The organism is Micromonospora sp. NPDC051006 (assembly GCF_044456245.1).
Classification (GTDB): domain Bacteria; phylum Actinomycetota; class Actinomycetes; order Mycobacteriales; family Micromonosporaceae; genus Micromonospora.
The window spans coordinates 1-14,227 of the sequence record NZ_JBITFP010000026.1; the positions used below are offsets into that span (position 1 = coordinate 1).

14 protein-coding genes are annotated in these 14,227 nt (G+C 73.4%); 9 read left to right on the top strand and 5 right to left on the bottom strand.

The window, feature by feature from the left end:
* The first annotated feature begins 174 nt into the window (after positions 1-174).
* Entirely contained in the window at positions 175-813 is a 639-nt protein-coding gene (locus ACIBBA_RS28460) for an MOSC domain-containing protein (protein ID WP_396701214.1), read from the top strand.
* 185 nt (positions 814-998) lie between these two features.
* Here ACIBBA_RS28460 and ACIBBA_RS28465 read toward each other — a convergent pair whose 3' ends face one another.
* Both ACIBBA_RS28465 and ACIBBA_RS28470 read right to left on the bottom strand, forming a co-directional pair.
* Entirely contained in the window at positions 999-1,901 is a 903-nt protein-coding gene (locus tag ACIBBA_RS28465) for a phytanoyl-CoA dioxygenase family protein (RefSeq protein WP_357049301.1), read from the bottom strand.
* A gap of 221 nt (positions 1,902-2,122) precedes the next feature.
* Positions 2,123-2,986: a hypothetical protein gene (locus ACIBBA_RS28470; protein ID WP_396701217.1), complete on the bottom strand. Its 864-nt coding sequence runs from the start codon at positions 2,984-2,986 to the stop codon at positions 2,123-2,125.
* A gap of 420 nt (positions 2,987-3,406) precedes the next feature.
* On the opposite strand from ACIBBA_RS28470, the gene ACIBBA_RS28475 reads away from it, so the two are divergent.
* A complete protein-coding gene (locus tag ACIBBA_RS28475; protein WP_396701219.1) occupies positions 3,407-4,171 on the top strand; it encodes an SDR family NAD(P)-dependent oxidoreductase in 765 nt (254 codons plus the stop codon).
* Positions 4,172-4,257: 86 nt separating this feature from the next.
* Here ACIBBA_RS28475 and ACIBBA_RS28480 read toward each other — a convergent pair whose 3' ends face one another.
* A complete protein-coding gene (locus ACIBBA_RS28480) occupies positions 4,258-5,067 on the bottom strand; it encodes an enoyl-CoA hydratase-related protein (RefSeq protein ID WP_396701220.1) in 810 nt (269 codons plus the stop codon).
* 18 nt (positions 5,068-5,085) lie between these two features.
* Between ACIBBA_RS28480 and hemW the strand changes: the two genes are divergently transcribed.
* A complete protein-coding gene (gene hemW / locus ACIBBA_RS28485; RefSeq protein ID WP_396701222.1) occupies positions 5,086-6,309 on the top strand; it encodes a radical SAM family heme chaperone HemW in 1,224 nt (407 codons plus the stop codon).
* A gap of 37 nt (positions 6,310-6,346) precedes the next feature.
* Here the strand turns inward: hemW and ACIBBA_RS28490 are convergent, their stop codons facing one another.
* Positions 6,347-6,985, bottom strand: a complete 639-nt coding sequence (locus ACIBBA_RS28490; RefSeq protein ID WP_396701224.1) for a DUF4870 domain-containing protein — start codon at positions 6,983-6,985, stop codon at positions 6,347-6,349.
* Between the two features lie 210 nt (positions 6,986-7,195).
* Here ACIBBA_RS28490 and hrcA point away from each other — a divergent pair, with 210 nt between their 5' ends.
* From hrcA to ACIBBA_RS28505, 3 genes are all read left to right on the top strand, one after another.
* A complete protein-coding gene (gene hrcA / locus ACIBBA_RS28495) occupies positions 7,196-8,218 on the top strand; it encodes a heat-inducible transcriptional repressor HrcA (RefSeq protein ID WP_350874003.1) in 1,023 nt (340 codons plus the stop codon).
* A gap of 75 nt (positions 8,219-8,293) precedes the next feature.
* Positions 8,294-9,439, top strand: a complete 1,146-nt coding sequence (gene dnaJ, locus ACIBBA_RS28500; protein ID WP_350874004.1) for a molecular chaperone DnaJ — start codon at positions 8,294-8,296, stop codon at positions 9,437-9,439.
* Positions 9,440-9,492: 53 nt separating this feature from the next.
* Entirely contained in the window at positions 9,493-10,227 is a 735-nt protein-coding gene (locus ACIBBA_RS28505; RefSeq protein WP_396701226.1) for a 16S rRNA (uracil(1498)-N(3))-methyltransferase, read from the top strand.
* 140 nt (positions 10,228-10,367) lie between these two features.
* On the opposite strand, the gene ACIBBA_RS28510 is transcribed toward ACIBBA_RS28505, so the two are convergent.
* Positions 10,368-11,129: an SDR family oxidoreductase gene (locus ACIBBA_RS28510; protein WP_350874006.1), complete on the bottom strand. Its 762-nt coding sequence runs from the start codon at positions 11,127-11,129 to the stop codon at positions 10,368-10,370.
* Positions 11,130-11,197: 68 nt separating this feature from the next.
* Between ACIBBA_RS28510 and ACIBBA_RS28515 the strand changes: the two genes are divergently transcribed.
* From ACIBBA_RS28515 to ACIBBA_RS28525, 3 genes are all read left to right on the top strand, one after another.
* The gene (locus tag ACIBBA_RS28515) at positions 11,198-11,557 is read left to right on the top strand and encodes a histidine triad nucleotide-binding protein (RefSeq protein WP_357049325.1); all 360 of its coding nucleotides are present in this window, start codon (positions 11,198-11,200) and stop codon (positions 11,555-11,557) included.
* The gene (locus ACIBBA_RS28520; RefSeq protein ID WP_396701228.1) at positions 11,554-12,930 is read left to right on the top strand and encodes a serine hydrolase domain-containing protein; all 1,377 of its coding nucleotides are present in this window, start codon (positions 11,554-11,556) and stop codon (positions 12,928-12,930) included. The genes ACIBBA_RS28515 and ACIBBA_RS28520 overlap by 4 nt, the downstream gene beginning before the upstream one ends.
* 235 nt (positions 12,931-13,165) lie before the next feature.
* Positions 13,166-14,224, top strand: coding sequence for a PhoH family protein (locus ACIBBA_RS28525; protein WP_350874210.1), 1,059 nt, complete (start codon positions 13,166-13,168; stop codon positions 14,222-14,224).
* Positions 14,225-14,227: the final 3 nt, after the last annotated feature.

Genomic DNA, 14,227 nt, shown 5'->3' on the forward strand with positions numbered 1-14,227 from the left:
AACTCAACGGACGACCCCGCCAAACCCTCGACTGGCAGAATCCAGCCGAAGCACTCAACAAGCACCTCGTTGCAACAGCCGCTTGAAACCGCCGCCGGGGATACCGCACTGTCGCCGACCTGGTGTGGATCTAGCCCTGCCGCCCGCGCGCGGGACGCGGCTAGGCTGACCGCCATGACGGGCAGGGTGGCAGCGGTGAACCTCGGTGTGGTCACCGAGGCCGAGTGGGCCGGCGACGCGAGCGGCCGCAGCGGAATCGACAAGCGGCCGGTCGACGGGCCGGTGCTGGTCCGCGCCGACGGGGTGGTCGGCGACTTCATCGGCGAGCGGGCCCACCACGGCGGCCCGGACCAGGCGCTCTACGCCTACGCGGAGGAGGACGCCGGCTGGTGGGCGACCGAGCTGGGCCGCGACCTCGGGCCCGGCAACTTCGGCGAGAACCTCACCACGTACGCGGTCGACGTGACCGGTGCGGTGATCGGCGAGCAGTGGCAGATCGGATCCGTGCTGCTCCAGGTGACCAAGCCCCGGACGCCGTGCACCACCTTCGCCGGCTTCTGGGGAGTTCCCGACCTGATCAAGCGGTTCACCGTCCGGGCCCTGCCCGGGGCGTACCTGCGGGTGCTGCGCGAGGGGGAGATCGGCCCGGGCGACCCGGTCGAGGTGGTGGACCGGCCCGCTCACGGCGTGAGCATCGGCGAGGTCTTCCGGGCCACCAGCCTGGAGCCCGAACTGCTGCCTCGACTGCTCGACGTCCCCGAGTTGCCGGAGTCGATCCAGGACAAGGTCCGCCGCCGCCTCGCCAGCCGGTAACCCGGCTCGCGGGCAGCGCCGCGCCACCATCAGCCCGCGCAGGCAGCGAACCAGGCCGCGTCCCAGCCGGGCCGCGTCCCAGCCGGGCCGCGGAGCCCAGCCGGGCCCGGCGCGGGAAGTCGGGCACGGAAAAGAGGCCCCCTGCCGCGCCCGGGGGCGGCGGCGGGGAGCCCCTCTTCATCGGCTCAGCGGAGCCAGGGGACGCTGCGGTCCAGCAGGCCGCGCTCCTTGAGCTCCTTGCGCAGCGGGATCTCGTCGTCGACGTAGCCGTCCCAGTTGATGCCCCAGTAGTTCGCGGTGTGGGTGCCCTCACCGATCAGCTGGCGCTGCACCGGCGTGCGGTTGCGGTACCACTCGCCGTCCAGGTCCGGGTGCAGCTCGTCCAGCGGGCGGATCCACCGGTAGGTGTAGCCCACGAAGAGCATCTTGCGGGTGATGTTCGACAGGTTCGTCGAGCGGGAGTGCCACTGCCGGCGGTCGAAGATGAAGGCGTCGCCCGGGTTCGCGGTGATCTCCACCGTGCCCTCCGGGTCGGGGTTGTGCACGCTCAGGTCCTTGGGCCGGTCCAGCGAGTTCCACAGGTGGCTGCCCGGGATGACCTTGGTGGCGCCGCGCCCGGTCTCGGAGAGGTCGGAGAGCACGTACGCGACCTTGAGCGAGAACATCGGGCGGGGCAGGTTCGGGTCCATCGTCTCCGGGTCGGAGTTCTGCCGGTACCCGTCCTGGTGCCAACCCCAGTACGGCTTCTCCGGCTCGAGGGCCGGCGGGGTGACGTCGAGGTGGTTGTGGTGCGTGTAGATGTTCCAGCCGGCCAGGCCCCACATGTACGGGAAGGCGATCGGGTGGGTCAGCAGCTCGCCGAAGAGCTCATCGCGCTCCAGGAAGCCCAGCAGGTGCAGGGTGCCGTCCTTCTTGGTGTTGCCCTTGGCCTGCTCCTCCGCGTAGACGCGGTCGACCGCCGCCTCCAGCGCCGCCCGGTGGTCCTCCGTCAGGACGTTGCGCAGCAGGAGGAAGCCCTGCTCGTGGAACTCCTTGCGGTCAGTGTCGCTGATCGGTTCGTAGCCGGTCCGGCCGCCGTAATCGAACACCCGTCGTACCCCTCCCCATGAGGTGGATCCATTTCTGGCACAGGCCGCCGATCGTAACGCGCGCAGCGCCGAGTCGGGGAGGGCGGAGGACGCGCTCGGGCCGGACCCGGACACCCGGCAGCGGGATGACTCCGGTCCGTGTGGACGGCGGCCAGCAATGCGCCGTCTGAGGGCTTTTGACGGATTGTGCGGTAACTGCCGGTAAGGAAATCCGGGCTGGGTCAGCTCGCGGCGAAGACCTCGGCGACGACCTGCGGGCTGGCCTGCGGATCGCCGCCGGCTGCGCTCCAGGTGCCGTCGCGGGCGGTCCACTCCAGGTCGCCGAAGCGGACCCGCTTCACACCGTGGTCCTGAGCGTGCGAGACCAGCCAGTGGGCGTAGCGCCAGCCGTTGCGCTGGTCGGTCGCGGCGAGGGTGAACCCGGTGACCTCGACCGGGACCGCGCTGCTCGCCAGCCCCCAGTCCAGCGCCAGGTTGCGGGTCAGCGCGGCCGCCGCCGCCTCGCCGCGCATCACCGGGGTGCGGCCCACCGTGCAGGCCACCGCGCCGGTCGCATCGCCGAGCAGCGCCCGGCTGAGCACCGCCGACTCGTCGGCCCACTTCTGGTACGCCTCGGGGAAGGCCGAGCGCTGCACGCGCTGGGCGGCGTCGGTGACCCGCATCCGCTCCCAGCCGCGCACCTTCTTCAGCGCGGCGTAGAACCGGTCGGCCGCGTAGCGAGGGTCGCGGATCTTCTCCGGGGTGCCCCAGCCCTGGCTGGGTCGCTGCTGGAACAGCCCGACCGAGTCCCGGTCGCCGCTGGCGAGGTTGCGCAGTCCGGACTCCTGGTAGGCGGTGGCCAGCGCCACCACCACGGCCCGCTCCGGCATGCCCCGCTTGGCGCCGATCGCCGCGATGGTCGCCGCGTTGGCCATCTGGTCGGCGTCGAGTTCCACCCGACCGTCGGCCTGGACGGTGCAGGTCCGGCTGGCCAGCGGCAGGCGCAGATCGCTGCCGAGCCGTCGGACGACGAGCAGGACTCCCACCACGGCGAGGAGGACGAGAACGACGCCACCCGCCACGACCGCCCGAGTTCGCACCCACACCCCCTGTTCGACAGTCCGACAAGCGTACGTCCCGCAGCGGCCGATCCGGGTCGTCCGACCGGTTTGGACCGGGCCGAGCCGGGCCGCACCGACCGGGCGTTCCCGCTCCTGCCGCGCTCTCACCTGCGCGTACCGGCCTCCCGTCCGCCCTGGTTCGGCGATAATTGGAGCCTTGGACCCGGCCGACGGCGTCTGGTGCGAGATGCCGAAACCGTGACAGAGCACCGTACGTCTCGCCCGGCCCGACCTGTCGCCAGCGTCACCGCGACGACCAGCGCCGAAGGTGGTTGACCGGTCAAGCACTTGCATATGATTGACATGTCAATTACAGGGGCCGTCGCTGAACCGGCGACGTCCCGCAGGTGCCCGAACGGCCCGCCACAAGCCGTCCGGACAGGGCAGACACCAAGGAGCAGTTCCATGGGAACGCTGGACGGCAAGGTAGTGCTGATCACCGGCACCGGCGGAGGGCTGGGACGGGTCGCGTCGCTGGCCTTCGCGCGGGAAGGCGCGCGGGTCGTCGGGGCCGACATCCAGGTCGAGGGCAACAACGAGACGGTCGAACTCGTCCGACGTGCCGGCGGCGAGATGACGGGCATCGCTCCGGTCGACCTCACCGATCCGGAACAGGCGCGCCAGCTGGTCGAGGACGCCGTCGCGGCCTATGGCGGACTCGACGTGGTCTACAACAACGCCGCCTCGCTCCGCTTCGGCCCGATGCCCGACTTCTCCGTCGAGGACTGGCGGGCCACCATCACCGGCGAACTCGACATTCCCTTCTTCGTGTCGAAGTTCGCCTGGACGCACCTGGTCCGGCGCGGCGGCGGCGTCATCATCAGCGCCGCTTCCATGGCCGGCATGATCGGCGGCCACGTCCCGCCGATGGTCGGGCACGCCGCCGCGAACGCGGGCATCATCGGCATGACGCGGCAACTCGCGCTCGAAGGCGCGCCGCACGGGATCCGTGCGGTGGCGATCAGTCCCGGGCCGATCCTGAGCCCGGCCAGTGAGCGCGACCTCGGTGACGACCAGGTGGCCCGGGACGCGATCACCAACAAGACGCTCCTCAAGCGCTTCGCCCGACCCGAGGAGGTCGCCGAGCTGGTGGTCTTCCTCGCATCCGACCGGGCGTCGTACATCACCGGCGCGAACTACCCGGTCGACGGCGGCGCGACCGCCTGGTGACCCGAACGGACGCCGGGACGCCGCCGCTCGGCGGCGGCGTCCCAGCGCCGATCCGTCCCGGCCGACCCGAGGCAGACGCCCCGGCGCTAGCCCGCCTGCTCGGCGCGACCACCGTCGAGAGCGGCCACCCATCGAGTCAACCGTTTCTCCCGGAACGCCGTGACGCCCTCCCGCCCCTCCTCGGAGAGGAAGTAGCCGGTCGACAGCGTGGCCAGCTCGGCGATCTCGGTCCGCAGCTCGGTGGCGGCCGGGCGGCGCAGCAACTGCTTGGCGCCGGCCAACGCGCCCGGCGCCCCCCGCACCAGCGACGCGCAGTACCGCTCCACCGCCGCGTCCAGCCCGTCAGCGGGCACCGCCGCGGTGACCAGCCCGATCTCGGCGGCCCGCCGGCCGTCGAAGGTGTCCCCGGTCAGGTAGAGCTCGGCCGCCGCCCGCGGGTGTAGCCGGGGCAGCACGGTCGCCGAGATCACCGCCGGGATCACGCCGATCCGTACCTCGGTGAAGGCGAAGGTCGCCTCCTCGGCGCAGACCGCCAGGTCCGCCGCCGCGATCAGACCCAGCCCGCCGGCCCGGGCCGGCCCGGCGACCCGGGCGAGCACCGGCTTGGGGCACTCCCAGACCGCGGCGAGGACGTCGCCGAGCATCCCGGCCGGCACCGTCCCGCTGGCGTACGCGGCGGCGGTCTCCTTCAGGTCCGCGCCGGAGCAGAAGACCGGGCCGGTGTGGTCGAGCATCACCATCCGGACGCCGTCGTCGGCGACCGCGGCGGCCAGCCCGGCGAGCAGCTGCGTCATCAGCGGGGTGGAGAGCGCGTTGCGGTTGTGCGGGCTGTCCAGGGTGAGGGTGGTCACCCCGCGAGCCGTGGCGACCCGCACCAGCGCGTCGGGAGAGGTCATGCGGGCACACTAGTGCTCATGCCCGGCGTGCTTCCAGAAGGCGAGACCGTCCCCGTCGACGGATCGCTACCCTCCGCCGCGACCGCCGACGTCGGCGCGCGCGGTTTCGGCGTGTACGTGCACGTGCCCTTCTGCGCCAGCCGCTGCGGCTACTGCGACTTCAACACCTACACCGCCGGCGAGCTGGGCGGTGGGGCGAGCCGGGAGGAGTACGCCGACTCCGTGCTCGCCGAGCTGCGGCTCGCCGCCCGGGTGCTCGGCGACGCCCCGCCGAAGCGGGTGGACACCGTCTTCGTCGGTGGCGGCACCCCGACCCTGCTCCCCGCCGACGACCTGGCCCGGATCCTCGACGCGATCGACCGGACCTGGGGGCTGGCCGCCGACGTCGAGGTGACCACGGAGGCCAACCCGGAGTCGGTCACGCCCGAGTCGCTCAAGACGCTGCGGGCGGCGGGCTACACCCGGATCTCCCTGGGCATGCAGTCCGCCGCGCCGGGGGTGCTGGCGATCCTGGACCGCAAGCACAGCGCGGGTCGGGCCACCGCCGCCGCCCTGGAGGCGCGCGACGCCGGGTTCGACCACGTCAACCTGGACCTGATCTACGGCACGCCGGGGGAGAGCGCCGAGGACTTCGCCCGCTCGCTGGAGCAGGTGGTCGCCGCCGGTGTCGACCACGTCAGCGCGTACGCCCTGATCGTGGAGGACGGCACCCGGCTGGCCGCCCGGATGCGCCGTGGCGAGCTGCCGTACCCGAGCGACGACGTGGCGGCCGACCGCTACCTGGCGGCGGAGGCGGCGCTCGGCGCGGCCGGCTTCTCCTGGTACGAGGTCTCCAACTGGGCCCGGACGCCGGCCGCCCGGTGCCGGCACAACCTGCTCTACTGGGCCGGCGCCGACTGGTGGGGGCTCGGGCCGGGAGCGCACAGCCACGTCGGCGGAGTGCGCTGGTGGAACGTGAAGCACCCCACGGCGTACGCCCAGCGGCTCGCCGCCGGGACGTCCCCCGGCCTGGCCCGGGAGGTGCTCACCTCCGACGAGGCGCACATGGAGGACGTCATGCTGCGGCTGCGGCTCGCCTCCGGACTGCCGCTGGACGTGCTGGACGCCGCCGGCCGGGCCGCCGCCGCGCGGGCACTGGCCGACGGCCTGCTGGACGCCGGACCATACGCGGCCGGTCGGGCCGTGCTCACCCTGCGGGGCCGGCTGCTGGCCGACGCCGTCGTCCGCGACCTGCTGCCGTGAGCGGTGCCCGACCGGCCGGGGGAGCGGCCGGCCGGGATCACTTGATGAAGCTCGCCGACATCGGGTAGCGGTAGAGCTGGCCCTCGTTGGCCTTGATCCCGGCGAGGATGCCGAAGACCGTGCCGAGGATGACCGCCGCGGCGACGCCGATGAAGCCGATGAGGATGCAGGAGAGCACCCAGCCGATCAGGCCGACGATCGACCAGATCAGCTGGAAGTTGAGCGCCGCCACGGCGTGCGCCCGGACCGTCGGGGACTGGTTGCCCCGGGCCAGCATCGCCACCAGCGGGGCGATCCAGCCGAGCACGCCGCCGCTGAGGAACATCCCGGCCGCCCCGCCGAAGTGCGCGACGAGCGCCCAGGTCTTGTCCTCGTTGTTGGCGAAGCCGCCGCCGGGAGCCCCGTAGGCCCCGCCGGTCGGATAGCCGACGCCCGGCGGCGGGTAGCCGCCCTGGGGCCCACCTGGGAGTGGGTAGCCGCCTGACGGTGGCAGGTCACCGCCGGGTGGCGGATAGCCATCGGGCGGGGGATAGCCGCCCGGGCCCGGGGCCCCGGACAGTGGTGCGGTGGGCGGCTCGTCCGCTGCGGACGGGCCCGGAGCTGCATACGGCGGGTTCGGCTCCGGCGGGTTGCCGCCGGGCTCCCCGGCGCCGGGAGGGCGAGGTGGTTCAGTCATGGACGTCACGGTAGGGGCAGCCGGCAACGCCGCACCAGAGCGTTGTCGTCCGGATCGGCGGGACGTGGGCAGGGCCGCACCCGCGGTCCGTCGTTGATCATCGCGCTGGCGGGCCTGCCGACGTAGACTGGCACTCGTTACAGTCGAGTGCCAGGAGAGCCGCCGGCGGTGCCCAGTGCCGCCGGCCGAGGCGCGTAGGAGGTGGGGGGAATGGGTCTCGACGACCGCAAGCTCGCCGTGCTCCGCGCCATCGTCGAGGACTACGTCGCCACGCAGGAGCCGGTCGGCAGCCGCGCGCTGGTCGAGCGACACCAGCTCGGGGTCTCGCCCGCGACGGTCCGCAACGACATGGCCGTGCTCGAGGAAGAGGGCTACATCCGGCAGCCGCACACCAGCGCCGGCCGGGTGCCCACCGACCGCGGCTACCGGCTCTTCGTCGACCGGCTGTCCCGGGTCAAGCCGCTCAGCCCGGCCGAGCGCCGGGCGATCGAGCGCTTCCTGGTCGGCGCGGTCGACCTCGACGACGTGGTGCACCGCACGGTTCGGCTGCTGGCCCAGCTGACCCGGCAGGTCGCCGTCGTGCAGTATCCGAGCCTGGCCCGGTCGTCGGTCCGGCACCTGGAACTGGTGCCGATCTCCACCACCCGGCTGATGCTGGTCATGATCGCCGACACCGGGCGGGTCGAGCAGCGGCTGGTGGAGATGCCCGCGCCGATCCCCGCCGACGACGTCACCGATCTGCGCCGGTTGGTCAACGAGAAGCTGGCCGGCACCCGGCTCTCCGACACGCCGCCGCTGGTGCAGGCGCTGGTCGACGAGGTGCCGACCGAGCTGCGCCCGGCGATGACCACCCTCTCCACCGTGCTGCTGGAGACGCTGGTCGAGCGGCACGAGGAGCGGCTTGCGCTGGCCGGCACCGCCAACCTGACCCGGGGCGGCCTGCTCGACTTCCAGGGCTCGCTGCGGCCGATCCTCGAGGCGCTGGAGGAGGAGGTCGTGCTGCTCAAGCTCATCGGCGAGACGGAGCCGAGCACGACCCGGGTGTTGATCGGCGACGAGAACGAGTTCGACAACCTCCGCGCCGCCTCGGTGGTCAGCACCGGCTACGGCCCGGGCGCCACCATCGTGGGCGGCCTGGGGGTGCTGGGGCCCACCCGGATGGACTACCCCGGGACCATCGCCACGGTGCGCGCCGTGGCACGCTACGTGGGCGAGCTGCTGGCCCAGAACTGACCAGTCAGGGCGCCGACGGCCGGCTCCGGCCGCGGCGCAACGCAACGCGAGACGAACATGAGGACACGGAACGCAGTGGCCAGGGACTACTACGGCATTCTCGGTGTGAGCCGGGAAGCCTCCGACGACGAGATCAAGCGCGCCTACCGCAAGCTGGCGCGCCAGTTCCACCCGGACGTCAATCCGGATCCGGAGGCTCAGGAGAAGTTCAAGGACATCAACGCCGCGTACGAGGTCCTCTCGGACGACCGGAAACGGCAGATCGTCGACCTGGGCGGTGACCCGCTCGCCCCGGGCGGCGGAGGCGCCGGCGGCCCGGGTGGCCCCGGCGGGGCCGGCCCGTTCGTCGGGTTCCAGGACATCATGGACGCGTTCTTCGGCGGGGCCGCGGGCGGCGCCCGTGGGCCGCGGCCGCGCACCCGGCCGGGCGCCGACGCGATCCTGCGGCTGGAACTCGACCTGCACGAGACCGCTTTCGGCGTCGAGGCGCCGATCACCGTCGACACCGCCGTGCTCTGCACCACCTGCTCCGGCGCCGGCACCGCCGCCGGCACCCACCTGGCCACCTGTGAGGCCTGCGGTGGTCGCGGTGAGGTGCAGTCCGTGCAGCGCACCTTCCTCGGCCAGGTGGTCTCCGCCCGGCCGTGCACCGTCTGCCAGGGCTACGGCACCACCATCCCGCACCCCTGCCCGACCTGCGCCGGTGACGGGCGGGTACGCACCCGCCGCTCGCTGACCGTCAAGATCCCGGCCGGGGTCGAGGACGGCATGCGGATCCGGCTGGCCCAGCAGGGCGAGGTCGGCCCCGGCGGCGGCACCGCCGGCGACCTCTACGTCGAGATCCACGAGCGGCCGCACGACGTCTACTCGCGCAAGGGCGACGACCTGCACTGCCGGGTCACCGTGCCGATGACGGCGGCGGCCCTCGGCACCCGGCTGACCATCAAGACGCTGGACAGCGAGGAGACGGTCGACGTCAAGTCCGGCACCCAGCCGGGCAGCACGCTGCGGCTGCGCGCCCGCGGGGTGCCACACCTGCGCGGCACCGGCCGGGGCGACCTCTACGTGCACCTCGACGTGCGTACCCCCACCAAGCTCGACGCCGACCAGGAGAAGATGCTGCGCGACTTCGCCAAGACCCGGGGCGAGGAGGTCGCCGAGCTGACCAAGCAGGGCGGCTTCTTCTCCCGGATGCGGGACGCGTTCAACGGTCACGCCTGAGTCGTAGCCGGGTCAGCCGCCCTGGCCGGTCCGGGGCGGCTAGCCTGTTGATCGTGTCCGCGCCGCTCTTCCTGGTCGATCCGCTGCCCGCCGCCGACTCGCTGACCCTCGGCGGGCCCGAGGGGCACCACGCGGCCACCGTGCAACGACTGCGGGTGGGCGAGGAGCTGCTGCTCGCCGACGGCCGGGGTGGCACGGCGACCGCCGTGGTCACCGCCGTCGGCCGGGGCAGCCTGGAACTCGACGTCACCTCCCGGGGGTACGCAGACGCGGCCGTTCCACGGCTGGTGGTGGTGCAGGGCATCGCCAAGGGCGACCGGGGCGAGCTGGCCGTGCAGGCGATGACCGAGGTCGGGGTGGACGAGATCGTGCCCTGGGCGGCGTCCCGCTCGGTGGCCCAGTGGCGCGGCGACCGGGGCGTACGGGCCCGGGAGAAGTGGGTCGCGACCTCCCGCGAGGCCGCCAAGCAGGCCCGCCGGCCCTGGCTTCCGGTGGTGGCCGGCGCCCCGGACGAGTCGACCGCCCAGGTGGCCCGCCGGATCGCCGGAGCCGCCGCCGCGTTCGTGCTGCACGAGGAGGCCGACGGGCGCCTCACCACCGCCGAGCTGCCGGACGCCGGCGAGATCGTGCTGGTGGTCGGCCCCGAGGGCGGCGTCGCCCCGGCCGAGCTGGACGCCTTCGCCGAGGCCGGCGCCCGCCCGGTCCGCCTCGGCGAGTCGGTGCTGCGCACCTCCACCGCCGGCGTGGCCGCCCTCAGCGTGCTCGCCACCCGCCTGCTCCGCTGGTAACCCCCGGCCCTCCGCCCCCCGCCCCCCGCACCCCCGGCCCGCCCTCGGCGATCATGCAGTTGTGGTGCCTCACCAAAGGGGCGTAACGCCAGTTACCGGGCACCACAAGTGCATGATCGGCGGGGTGGGGGTTGGGGGGGTTAGGTGCGGAGGTAGGAGGCGCCGTTCAGGTCGACGATGGTGCCGGAGGCCCACTCCGCTTCGGGGGAGGCGAGCCAGTGCACCGCGGCGGCGATCTCCTCGGGGCGGGCCACCCGGTTGAACGGGCTCTGCGCCCGTACGGCCGCGCCCCGCTCGGCCTTCAGGTGCTCGTTGGTCATGTCGGTCGCCACGAAGCCGGGCGCGACCGTGGCCACCGCGATGCCGTACGGGGCCAGCGCCACCGCCAACGACTGGCCGAGCGCGTTCAACCCGGCCTTGCTCGCCCCGTACGCCGGGTTTCCCGGCTCGCCGCGGAACGCGCCACGGGAGGAGACGTTGACGATCCGGCCGCCGCGCTCGCGCATGTGCTGGGCGGCGCACCAGGTCGCGTTGGCCGCGCCGAAGAGGTTGGTGTCGAGCACCTCCCGCCAGCGCTGCCGCCACTGCTCGTAGGAGCTCTCGAAGACCGGGTGCGGCGGGTCGGCCGGCCCGAACATGCCGGCGTTGTTGACCAGCACGTCCAGCCCGCCGAGCAGCTCGGCGGCCCGGTCGACCATCGTGCGGACCGCCTCCGGGTCGGCGAGATCGGCCCGCAGGACCACGTGCCCGTCGCCGGGCAGTTGCGCGCGCAGCTCCTCGGCGAGGTCCGCCGAGTCCCGGTGGTGGATCGCCACCCGGTCGCCGCCGGCCGCGAAGGCCTGGACCACGGCCCGCCCGATGCCGCGCGAGCCTCCCGTCACCAGTACCGCCCGTGAAGTCACGCGGGCCATCATGCCGCAGCGGCCCGGCCTCGCCCATCCGGCCCCGGTGCAGCGCTTAGCATGCCCCGATGGGAAGCGACTGCCTGTTCTGCCGAATCGTCGCCGGGGAGATCCCGGCCACCGTCGTCCGGGAAACCCCCACCACCCTCGCCTTCCGCGACATCGGCCCGAAGGCGCCGGTGCACGTGCTGGTCATCCCGAAGGAGCACTACGCCGACGTCGCCACGCTCGCCCAGGGCGACCCGGGGCTCGCCGGCGAGGTGCTGGCCACGGCCGCCGCGGTGGCCGACGACGAGGGCCTGCTCGGCGACGGTTTCCGGCTGATGTTCAACACCGGGGCGTACGGCGGCCAGGAGGTCTTCCACGCGCACGCCCACCTGCTCGGTGGCGCGCCGCTGGGCCCGATGCTGGCCCGGGACCTCGGGTGAGCGAGGTGGCGGACCGACTGGACCGGATGGTGCGCCAGGTGCAGGCGCAGGCCCGGATTCCGGCGGTCTCGGCCGCGCTGCACCGGGCCGACCGGCCGCTGTGGAGCTGCGCGGTCGGCGGCACCGGCAACGACACCGCCCTCGGCCCGGCGACGCAGTTCCGGATCGGCTCGGTCACCAAGACCTTCACCGCCGTGCTGACCCTGCAGTGCCGCGACGACGGCCTGCTCGACCTGGACGACCCGGTGGGCCGGCATCTCGACCTGCCGGCGCACGGCGAGCTGACCCTGCGCCGGCTGCTCTCGCACACCGCCGGGCTGCAACGCGAGCCGTTCGGCGACGTGTGGGACAGCCTGCGTGCCCCCGACGCCGACCAGCTCCTGGCCGACCTGGCCCGGGCCGAGCGGGTGCTGCCGCCGGCTCGCCGCTACCACTACTCCAACCTCGGCATGGCGCTGCTCGGGCAGCTGGTCGGCCGGTTGCGCGGCGGCAGCTGGGCGGAGGTGCTCGCCGAGCGGGTGCTCGTACCGCTGGGGCTGACCGCGACCACCGTGACACCCGGGCCCACCGCCGCCACCGGGTTCCTGGTCGACGCCTACTCCGACGAGGCGCACCCGGAGCCGCCGACCGACTTCGGCGCGGTCGGCCCGGCGGCCCAGCTCTGGAGCACCGCCGGCGACATGGCCCGCTGGGCCGCCTTCCTGGCCGACCCGGCGGCGCTCGACCCGGCGGGCGCGGTGCTCGCCCCCACCACCCTGGACGAGATGCGCTGGCCGCTGACGGTGACCGACGAGACGCTCTGGGCCACCGGCTTCGGGCTCGGCCTGATCCTGGTGCCGCAGGGTGAGCGGGTGGTGCACGTCGGGCACGACGGCGCGATGCCGGGCTTCCTGGCCGGGGTGTACGGCCGGCGCGGCGGCGAGGGCACCCCGGGCGCGATGGGCTGCGCGGTGCTGCTCTCCTCCGGCGGCGCCGCCGCGGCGCTCGACCTGCCGCACCGGCTGCTCGCCGCGGCCGTCGAGCACGACCCGGCGCAGATCGAGCCGTGGCGGCCCGGCCCGCCGGCGCCCGCGCCGCTGCGCGGCCTGCTCGGCCGGTGGTGGGGCGAGGGCTACGAGTACGTCTTCTCCTGGCACGACGGGGCGCTGCGGGCTCGGGGCGCCGACGACCCGCCCGGCCGGCCGCCGGCGGTCTTCGCGCCGCTGCCCGACCAGCCGGACGTGTACCGCACCGTCTCCGGGCGGGAGGCCGGCGAGCTGCTCCGGCTGACCCGGGACGAGCACGGGACGGTGATCCGGATGCACTGGGCCACCTACCGGTTCACCCGCCGTCAGGAGACCTTCGACCGGTACGACTTCCGCCAGGGCGGTTGACCGGCCGGGGCGGGCCGGAGGACGTCCCCGGCCCGCCCCGCCGGCTTCCGGGGGTGGCCGATCGCCTGGTTCGTCCCGGTCCGTCACGGCCGGGTGGCCCGGTCTCAGGGCGGGGAAATGCGCACAGTGTCGGCGCTGTTGAACCGATACGATGGGTGGTACGTCGTACGCCGCGCCACCAGGGCCGGCGCCCCGAGATCGAGAGCAGGTGGCACAGGGCCCCACGGCCCGACCTATGACCGGCACCCCACCTCCCGGCCCGCCCCAGGTGCAGACCAGGATCACGGTTTCCGATCCGAAGATCATGGTCAACCTGCTCGGTGCGGGTGACGAGATCCTGCGCCTCGTCGAACGCTCGGTCAACAGTGACGTGCACGTCCGTGGCAACGAGATCACCATCACCGGCGCGCCCGCGGACAACGCCCTCGCCGAGCGCCTCTTCAGTGAGCTGCTCGAACTCATCGAGAAAGGCGAGACCCTGACCACTGACGCCGTCCGGCGTACCGTCGGCATGCTCGAGCAGGGCAGCGCCGAGCGGCCCGCCGAGGTCCTGACGCTCAACATCCTCTCCCGGCGCGGCCGCACCATCCGCCCCAAGACGCTCGGGCAGAAGCGCTACGTCGACGCGATCGACGCGAACACCATCGTGTTCGGCATCGGCCCGGCCGGTACCGGCAAGACCTACCTGGCGATGGCGAAGGCCGTGCAGGCCCTCCAGGCCAAGCAGGTCAGCCGGATCATCCTCACCCGGCCGGCGGTCGAGGCGGGTGAGCGGCTGGGCTTCCTGCCCGGCACGCTCAACGAGAAGATCGACCCCTATCTGCGTCCGCTCTACGACGCGCTGCACGACATGCTCGACCCGGAGTCGATCCCGAAGCTGATGGCCGCCGGGACGATCGAGGTCGCGCCGCTGGCGTACATGCGCGGCCGGACGCTCAACGACGCCTTCATCATTCTCGACGAGGCGCAGAACACCACGCCCGAGCAGATGAAGATGTTCCTCACCCGACTCGGCTTCAACTCCAAGATCGTCGTGACCGGTGACGTGACCCAGGTCGACCTGCCCGGCGGGACGACCAGCGGCCTGCGTATGGTCCGGGAGATCCTGGACGGGGTGGACGACGTGCACTTCGCCCAGCTGTCCAGCTCCGACGTGGTCCGGCACCGCTTGGTCGGGGAGATCGTCGACGCGTACGCCCGCTGGGATGCCGAGCGGGAGAACCAGCAGGCGCAGAGCGTGCACGCCGTACCCGGGCGGGCCGCCCAGGGCGGCCGTTCCGGCCGGCGCCGCTAGAGC